The organism is Chryseobacterium sp. R2A-55, from assembly GCF_021401085.1.
In the GTDB taxonomy this organism is placed as follows: domain Bacteria; phylum Bacteroidota; class Bacteroidia; order Flavobacteriales; family Weeksellaceae; genus Kaistella.
On sequence record NZ_JACBFP010000021.1, the window covers coordinates 1 to 5,033 of the forward strand.

Consider the following 5,033-nt stretch of genomic DNA (forward strand, 5'->3'; position numbering starts at 1 on the left):
AAAATATTTTGCCAGATGGAAAAAAGTTTCTACTTTTGCAACCGCAAATCGGAACAAGGGGCGTCTTTCCCCGGTCCGGCTAAGCGGAAAGAATAAAGATCATTGACATCACAAATAACAACCAAAAAAAGTAAGGAAAAAACTAAGGCGTAATAACTTTGAGCGGGCCCGGACAAACATACAATGGAGAGTTTGATCCTGGCTCAGGATGAACGCTAGCGGGAGGCCTAACACATGCAAGCCGAGCGGTATTTCTTCTTCGGGAGAGAGAGAGCGGCGTACGGGTGCGTAACACGTGTGCAACCTGCCCCAATCCGGGGGATAGCCCTTCGAAAGGAGGATTAATACCCCATAACATATTTAATGGCATCATTGGATATTGAAAGCTTCGGCGGATCGGGATGGGCACGCGCGAGATTAGATAGTTGGCGGGGTAACGGCCCACCAAGTCTATGATCTCTAGGGGTCCTGAGAGGGAGATCCCCCACACTGGTACTGAGACACGGACCAGACTCCTACGGGAGGCAGCAGTGAGGAATATTGGACAATGGGTGAAAGCCTGATCCAGCCATCCCGCGTGAAGGATTAAGGACCTATGGTCTGTAAACTTCTTTTGTACAGGGATAAACCTGTCCTCGTGAGGGCAGCTGAAGGTACTGTACGAATAAGCACCGGCTAACTCCGTGCCAGCAGCCGCGGTAATACGGAGGGTGCAAGCGTTATCCGGATTTATTGGGTTTAAAGGGTCCGTAGGCGGACCCGTAAGTCAGTGGTGAAATCTCGCAGCTTAACTGTGAAACTGCCATTGATACTGCGGGTCTTGAGTGAATTTGAAGTGGCTGGAATAAGTAGTGTAGCGGTGAAATGCATAGATATTACTTAGAACACCGATTGCGAAGGCAGGTCACTAAGATTCAACTGACGCTGAGGGACGAAAGCGTGGGGAGCGAACAGGATTAGATACCCTGGTAGTCCACGCCGTAAACGATGCTAACTCGTTTTCGAGGCGCAAGCCTCGGAGACCAAGCGAAAGTGATAAGTTAGCCACCTGGGGAGTACGTCCGCAAGGATGAAACTCAAAGGAATTGACGGGGGCCCGCACAAGCGGTGGATTATGTGGTTTAATTCGATGATACGCGAGGAACCTTACCAAGACTTAAATGGGAATTGACAGATTTAGAAATAGATCCTCCTTCGGGCAATTTTCAAGGTGCTGCATGGTTGTCGTCAGCTCGTGCCGTGAGGTGTTAGGTTAAGTCCTGCAACGAGCGCAACCCCTGCCAACAGTTGCCATCATTCAGTTGGGGACTCTGTTGGGACTGCCTACGCAAGTAGCGAGGAAGGTGGGGATGACGTCAAATCATCACGGCCCTTACGTCTTGGGCCACACACGTAATACAATGGCCGGTACAGAGGGCAGCTACCTGGTGACAGGATGCGAATCTCGAAAGCCGGTCTCAGTTCGGATTGGAGTCTGCAACTCGACTCTATGAAGCTGGAATCGCTAGTAATCGCGCATCAGCCATGGCGCGGTGAATACGTTCCCGGGCCTTGTACACACCGCCCGTCAAGCCATGGAAGTCTGGGGTACCTGAAGTCGGTGACCGTAAAAGGAGCTGCCTAGGGTAAAACAGGTAACTAGGGCTAAGTCGTAACAAGGTAGCCGTACCGGAAGGTGCGGCTGGAACATCTCATTTTAGAGACTATACGTCAAAAAAAAACAAAGTCGCATTAATGCGCATGGGACCCGCTCGGAGTTCTGCCTTAGTTTTTTCTTCTTTTGGTTGATATTTAGAAACATAAACCCACTAGGATTGGTAACAGGGAAGGGGCTGGGTATAAGCAGTCTCGTAGCTCAGCTGGTTAGAGCGCTACACTGATAATGTAGAGGTCGGCAGTTCGAGCCTGCCCGAGACTACTAATTTTGAGTAAAAGAGTAGGGAGTAATGAGTGTTTGGTAAAAAACTAAGCCACTCAATCACTAAACCGCTCAATGGCTCAGACTAGAGGGGGAATTAGCTCAGCTGGCTAGAGCGCCTGCCTTGCACGCAGGAGGTCAAGGGTTCGACTCCCTTATTCTCCACAGTTTTGGAGGCCTGGTTTAAAGGTTGCGGATGGAGCCAAAAACAACATCTGCTCATCAGGTTGAAGAGAAGATACAAAGATCATTGACATCGACGGTAAAGACATCACAAAGAGAAAACCGAGCGCCTTTTGGCGCCGAGTATAAAAATATACTAATATAATAATTAGGAAAGAAATCGTTAAGGGCGTATGGCGGATGCCTAGGCTTTCAGAGGCGAAGAAGGACGCGGTAAGCTGCGAAAAGCTGCGGGGATCGGCACACACGAATTGATCCGCAGATGTCCGAATGGGGCAACCCGGCTGGTTGAAGACCAGTCATCCCGATTTTTCGGGAAGCAAACCCGGAGAACTGAAACATCTAAGTACCCGGAGGAAAAGAAATCGAAGAGATTCCGTAAGTAGTGGCGAGCGAAAGCGGATTAGCCCAAAAGCTTTTATATGTTTAATAGAATGTTCTGGAAAGAACAGCCATAGAGGGTGATAGCCCCGTATATGAAAGGCATACATAAGTGATAAATGAGTAGGGCGGGACACGTGAAATCCTGTCTGAATATGGGGGGACCATCCTCCAAGGCTAAATACTCCTGAAAGACCGATAGTGAACAAGTACTGTGAAGGAAAGGTGAAAAGCACTCCGAATAGGAGGGTGAAAGAGAACCTGAAACCGTACGCCTACAAGCGGTCGGAGCCCCGAGTTTTCGGGGTGACGGCGTGCCTTTTGCATAATGAGCCTACGAGTTAATTTTACTGGCGAGCTTAAGCACTTCAGGTGCGGAGGCGGAGCGAAAGCGAGTCTGAATAGGGCGCATAGTCAGTAGGATTAGACGCGAAACCTTGTGATCTACCCATGGGCAGGTTGAAGCTTTGGTAACACAAAGTGGAGGACCGAACCGGTTGACGTTGAAAAGTCTTCGGATGACTTGTGGGTAGGGGTGAAAGGCCAATCAAACTGGGAGATAGCTCGTACTCCCCGAAATGCATTTAGGTGCAGCGTCGCGATAAGTTTATTAGAGGTAGAGCTACTGATTGGATGCGGGGGTTTCATCGCCTACCAATTCCTGACAAACTCCGAATGCTAATAAATGTTGCGCGGCAGTGAGGGCATGGGTGCTAAGGTCCATGTCCGAGAGGGAAAGAACCCGGACCAACAGCTAAGGTCCCCAAATATATGCTAAGTTGAAACAACGCGGTTGGACTGCATTGACAGCTAGGATGTTGGCTTGGAAGCAGCCATTCATTTAAAGAGTGCGTAACAGCTCACTAGTCGAGCGGTCCGGCATGGATAATAATCGGGCATAAGCATATTACCGAAGCTATGGATTCCCCGCGTATGCGGGGTCTGGTAGGGGAGCATTCTATCGGCGCAGAAGCCCGGCCGCGAGGCCGGGTGGAGCTTATAGAAAAGAAAATGTAGGCATAAGTAACGATAAAGGGGGCGAGAAACCCCCTCACCGAAAGACCAAGGCTTCCCCAGCCATGCTAATCAGCTGGGGGTTAGTCGGGACCTAACGCGAACCCGAGAGGGGAAGTGGATGGACAACGGGTTAATATTCCCGTACTTGCTCACACTAAAAAGGGGACGGATCGCCGTACCTGCTGGAGACTGACGGAATAGTCAAGGCCTAGCCTTCGGGCGAAGCTGCTGCAGGGAAAGTGGTTCCAAGAAAAGCCGAAGTGAAGCAACCCGTACCAAAACCGACACAGGTGGTCGAGGAGAGAATCCTAAGGTGCTCGAGTGAGTCGTGGCTAAGGAACTAGGCAAAATAGTCTCGTAACTTCGGAAGAAGGGACGCCTCCCGCAAGGGAGGCCTCAGTAAAGAGGCCCAGGCGACTGTTTATCAAAAACACAGGACTCTGCTAAATCGAAAGATGCTGTATAGGGTCTGACACCTGCCCGGTGCTGGAAGGTTAAGGAAGGAAGTTAGCGTAAGCGAAGCTTTTGACTGAAGCCCCAGTAAACGGCGGCCGTAACTATAACGGTCCTAAGGTAGCGAAATTCCTTGTCGGGTAAGTTCCGACCTGCACGAATGGTGTAACGATCTGGGCACTGTCTCAGCCACGAGCTCGGTGAAATTGTAGTATCGGTGAAGATGCCGATTACCCGCAATGGGACGAAAAGACCCTGTGAACCTTTACTATAACTTCGTGTTGACTCTGAGTAAGCAATGTGTAGGATAGGTGGGAGGCTTCGAAGCGTGTACGCCAGTATGCGTGGAGCCGTCGTTGAAATACCACCCTTTGCTTACTTGGAGCCTAACCCCGAATAATCGGGGGACACCGCGTGGTGGGTAGTTTGACTGGGGTGGTCGCCTCCAAAAGAGTAACGGAGGCTTTCAAAGGTACCCTCAGCACGCTTGGTAACCGTGCGCAGAGTGTAATGGCATAAGGGTGCTTGACTGCGAGACCAACAAGTCGACCAGGTGCGAAAGCAGGACATAGTGATCCGGTGGTTCCGCATGGAAGGGCCATCGCTCATAGGATAAAAGGTACTCCGGGGATAACAGGCTAGTCTCCCCCAAGAGCTCACATCGACGGGGAGGTTCGGCACCTCGATGTCGGCTCGTCACATCCTGGGGCTGGAGAAGGTCCCAAGGGTTGGGCTGTTCGCCCATTAAAGTGGCACGCGAGCTGGGTTCAGAACGTCGTGAGACAGTTCGGTCTCTATCTATTGCGGGCGTTAGATGTTTGGGAGGGCTTGAATCTAGTACGAGAGGACCGATTTGAACGAACCTCTGGTGTATCTGTTGTGCCGCCAGGCGCACCGCAGAGTAGCTACGTTCGGTATGGATAAGCACTGAAGGCATATAAGTGCGAAACCTGCCTCGAGATGAGACATCTTTTAAGGGTCGTGGGAGATGACCACGTTGATAGGCTGCAGGTGTAAAGCCGGCAACGGCATAGCCGAGCAGTACTAATTACCCGTAGATTTATTGCCTGATTGGGCGCCG

The 5,033-nt window shown here is 50.8% G+C and carries 2 tRNA genes and 2 rRNA genes; all 4 read left to right on the forward strand.

Annotated elements, in window-relative coordinates:
• The first annotated feature begins 180 nt into the window (after positions 1 to 180).
• The 4 genes from L0951_RS13515 to L0951_RS13530 all read left to right on the forward strand — a co-directional run bounded on the left by L0951_RS13515 (position 181) and on the right by L0951_RS13530 (position 5,020).
• Positions 181 to 1,697 (forward strand): 16S ribosomal RNA (locus L0951_RS13515).
• A gap of 147 nt (positions 1,698 to 1,844) precedes the next feature.
• A tRNA-Ile gene (locus L0951_RS13520) sits at positions 1,845 to 1,918 on the forward strand.
• Positions 1,919 to 2,009: 91 nt separating this feature from the next.
• Positions 2,010 to 2,083: transfer RNA gene (locus tag L0951_RS13525), tRNA-Ala, on the forward strand.
• Between the two features lie 171 nt (positions 2,084 to 2,254).
• Positions 2,255 to 5,020, forward strand: a 23S ribosomal RNA gene (locus L0951_RS13530).
• The 16S and 23S rRNA genes sit together here with 2 tRNA genes alongside, the layout of an rRNA operon.
• Positions 5,021 to 5,033: the final 13 nt, after the last annotated feature.